3 protein-coding genes are annotated in these 3,444 nt (G+C 73.2%); 1 reads left to right on the forward strand and 2 read right to left on the reverse strand.

Annotated features, from left to right (window positions below):
- Positions 1 to 27: 27 nt before the first annotated feature.
- Positions 28 to 483 carry a DUF779 domain-containing protein gene (locus ACTIDRAF_RS0213430; RefSeq protein WP_016699254.1) on the reverse strand — a complete coding sequence of 152 codons (456 nt, stop codon included), beginning with the start codon at positions 481 to 483 and terminating at the stop codon, positions 28 to 30.
- Complete coding sequence (gene exaC, locus ACTIDRAF_RS0213435; RefSeq protein ID WP_016699255.1) at positions 483 to 2,006, reverse strand: acetaldehyde dehydrogenase ExaC; 1,524 nt, start codon at positions 2,004 to 2,006, stop codon at positions 483 to 485. The genes ACTIDRAF_RS0213430 and exaC overlap by 1 nt, the downstream gene beginning before the upstream one ends.
- A gap of 462 nt (positions 2,007 to 2,468) precedes the next feature.
- On the opposite strand from exaC, the gene ACTIDRAF_RS0213440 reads away from it, so the two are divergent.
- On the forward strand, positions 2,469 to 3,444 hold a 976-nt coding region (locus ACTIDRAF_RS0213440), incomplete at its 3' end, for a sigma-54-dependent transcriptional regulator family protein (protein ID WP_039787225.1).

The following is a 3,444-nucleotide window of genomic DNA, read 5'->3' on the forward strand; positions in this document are numbered from 1 at the left end:
GGGGTTACCCGCTCCTGACGAGGCGCGTCACCGTCGGGGTGGTGTCCCGTTCTCCCCCGCCTCCCCTTCCCGGAGTTCGAGCTCGTGGAGCTCGGCGTCGCTCAGCAGCCGGGACCGGAGCAGGAAGCGCACTCCCTCGGGTGCCTCCAGGGAGAACCCGCTGCCCCGCCCGGCGACGACGTCGATGGTGAGGTGGGTGTGGCGCCAGTACTCGAACTGCGCGCCCGACATCCACACCGGCACCGGTTCGGCCACTCCGGGGACGTTCAGGTCGCCGAGGTGCCGGTCGGAGGAGCCCAACCGGAACTCGCCCTCGGGGTAGCACATGGGGGAGCTCCCGTCGCAGCAGCCGCCGGACTGGTGGAACATCAGCGGCCCGTGGCGGGCGCGGAGCCGGGCGAGCAGGTCGGTGGCGGCGGGGGTCACCGCCACCCGGGACGCCGGCGCCCGGTCCGCCTCGGGGGCGGGGTCGGGCTCGGCCATCAGAACAGCCCCTGCGGCTGTTCGCCGTAGCTGACCAGCAAGTTCTTGGTCTGCTGGTAGTGCTCCAGCTGGACCTTGTGGTTCTCGCGGCCGATCCCGGACTGCTTGTAGCCACCGAACGCGGCGTGGGCGGGGTAGGCGTGGTAGTTGTTGATCCACACCCGGCCGGCCTGGATGTCCCGGCCCGCCCGGTAGGCGGTGGTGCCGTTGCGGGCCCAGACGCCGGCTCCCAACCCGTAGAGGGTGTCGTTGGCGACCGAGATGGCCTCCTGGTAGTCGGCGAAGCGGGTGACCGACAGGACGGGACCGAAGATCTCCTCCTGGAAGATGCGCTGCCGGTTGTGCCCGGCGAACACCGTGGGTTGGACGTAGTAGCCGCCGGAGAGTTCGCCGCCGAGGTCGACGCGTTCCCCGCCCAGGAGGACCTCCGCGCCCTCCTGCCGGCCGATGTCGACGTAGGAGAGGATCTTCTCCAGCTGGTCGTTGCTGGCCTGGGCCCCGACCTGGGTCGCGGTGTCCAGCGGGTGCCCCTGCCGCAGGCCCCTGGCCCTGGCCAGCCCGTCGGCCACGAACTCCTCGTAGATGTCCTCCTGAACCAGGGCGCGTGACGGGCACGTGCACACCTCGCCCTGGTTGAGGGCGAACATGGTGAAGCCCTCCAACGCCTTGTCGTAGAAGGAGTCACGGGCCGAGGCGACGTCGGCGAAGAAGATGTTCGGGCTCTTCCCGCCCAGTTCCACGGTGGCGGGGATGATGTTCTCGCTCGCGTACTGGAGGATGAGCCGGCCGGTGGTGGTCTCCCCGGTGAAGGCGATCTTGCGGATGCGGCTGTTGGAGGCCAGCGGTTTGCCCGCCTCCACCCCGAAACCGTTGACCACGTTGAGCACCCCGGGCGGCACCAGGTCGGCGATCAGCTCCACCAGCAGGTGGATCGAGGCCGGGGTCTGCTCGGCGGGTTTGAGCACCACCGCGTTGCCCGCCGCGAGTGCGGGTGCCACCTTCCAGGTGGCCATCAGCAGGGGAAAGTTCCAGGGGATGATCTGGCCGACGACGCCGAGCGGTTCGTGGAAGTGGTAGGCGACGGTGTCCTCGTCGAGCTGGGAGATGCCGCCTTCCTGGGCGCGCAGCGCGCCGGCGAAGTAGCGGAAGTGGTCGACGGCCAGCGGGATGTCGGCGGCGAGGGTCTCGCGGACGGGTTTCCCGTTCTCCCAGCTCTCGGCGACGGCCAGTCGTTCCAGGTTCTGCTCGATCCGGTCGGCGATGGCCAGCAGGACCCCGGAGCGTTCCGCCACCGAGGTCCTCCCCCAGGCTGGCGCGGCGGCCCACGCGGCGTCGAGGGCGCGTTCGACGTCGGCGGCGGTGCCCCTGGCGATCTCGGTGAACACCTGGCCGGTGACCGGCGTGGGGTTCTCGAAGTACTCGCCGCCGGCGGGCGGGACGTACTCGCCCCCGATGAAGTGGTCGTAACGGGAGCGGTACTCGACGAGGGCGCCGGCGCTTCCCGGTGCCGCGTACTGGGTCATGACCTACCTCCGTTGGTGCGGTGGCGTCCCACGACACCCGGGGGCGCCGCCGGGTGCGGCACCGCGGGGAGTGCCCCGTGGTGCGGCGGTGGCGCTGACCGGGCTCGGGCGTGACCGTAGGTCCGGAGGGGTTGCGCCGACGTTGCGGCGGTTCGGCGACGGGGCCGGGACCGGGACCGGGCCAGGCCGGCCCGGTGCGGCTGGCCACGGCGGGCGGCCCCGGTACTGGTCCGGGGAGTGCCTCGTCCTGCCCCGTCGACCTCCGCGTGCTGGGCCGGCCGGGCGCCGGGACGGGGTGCGGCGGGGGCGGGCCGGCGGCCCGAACCCCGACGACATCACCCAAACAGGTGAAGACTGTTGTGGGTGCGCGACCCACGGACCGAGGATTTCCGGTGCGGGCGCGCCGTGGCTGGCGCGGTGCGGATCGCGCGTCTCCTCCCACCGAGCGCCACCGGAGGTCAGATGGCATCGGGATCCCCACGGCCCGCACCGTGGCGTCCGATCGCCCATCGCGTCGAGGGGCGGTTCGAACGCCAGCTGCGCGCCATGCACGAGGCGGTGTTGGGCGGGGACCTGGCACGCCGGCCACGCCCGCTGGTCTGGGAGTCCTGGCAACGGTCGTTGGCCGCCGAGGTGCGCCCCGACTCCCCTGTTCCGGAGGTCGAGTTCGACCGGGCCGAGCTGGCCGCGCGCCGGTCCGCCCACCCGCTGGCCGCCGTGCTCCCGGGCCTGCGGGAGCTGCTGGTCGGGATCGCCGACGAGGCGGTGCACCTGATGATCGTCACCGACGCCGAGGGCCACATCCTGTGGCGGGAGGGCCACCGGGAACTGTGCCACCGAGCGGACCGGGTCGGGCTGCGGGAGGGCACGTGCTGGCGCGAGGACACGATGGGCACCAACGCGATGGGTACCGCGCTGGCAGTCCGGCGCCCGGTGCGGACCCACTCCGCCGAACACCTGGTGCGCACTTACCACCCGTGGACCTGCGCCGCGAGCCCGGTCCGTGATCCGGACAGCGGCGCGATCGTCGGCAGCGTCGACGTCACCGGTCCGGTCTCCTCGGCGCACCCGGCGACGGCCGCGCTCGTCAGGGCGGCGGTGGAACTGGCGCAGGCGCGACTGGCGGACCGGATGCGTGAGCGGGACGCGCGGCTCCGGCACCGCCACGGTTCACTGTTGCGGCACCGCGCCGGCGAGCTGCGGGCGGTGGTCACCCCGACCGGCCGGGTGGTGGGCGACGGCCTGCCCGCGTGGGTACCGGCCAGGGTGGGCCCGGCGGTCGACGACGCCGGACGGCGGTGCGGCTGGCGGATCGACGACCGCGCCGCGACCGACCCCGAGCCGGCGGTGGCGTCGTGGGAACGGCTGGACGACGGCTGTCACCTGCTCCGTCTGGGCGCCCCCTCCTCCCGGCGGGGGCCCTCCGAGCCGCCGCCGT

Source organism: Actinoalloteichus spitiensis RMV-1378, assembly GCF_000239155.1.
GTDB lineage: Bacteria > Actinomycetota > Actinomycetes > Mycobacteriales > Pseudonocardiaceae > Actinoalloteichus_B > Actinoalloteichus_B spitiensis.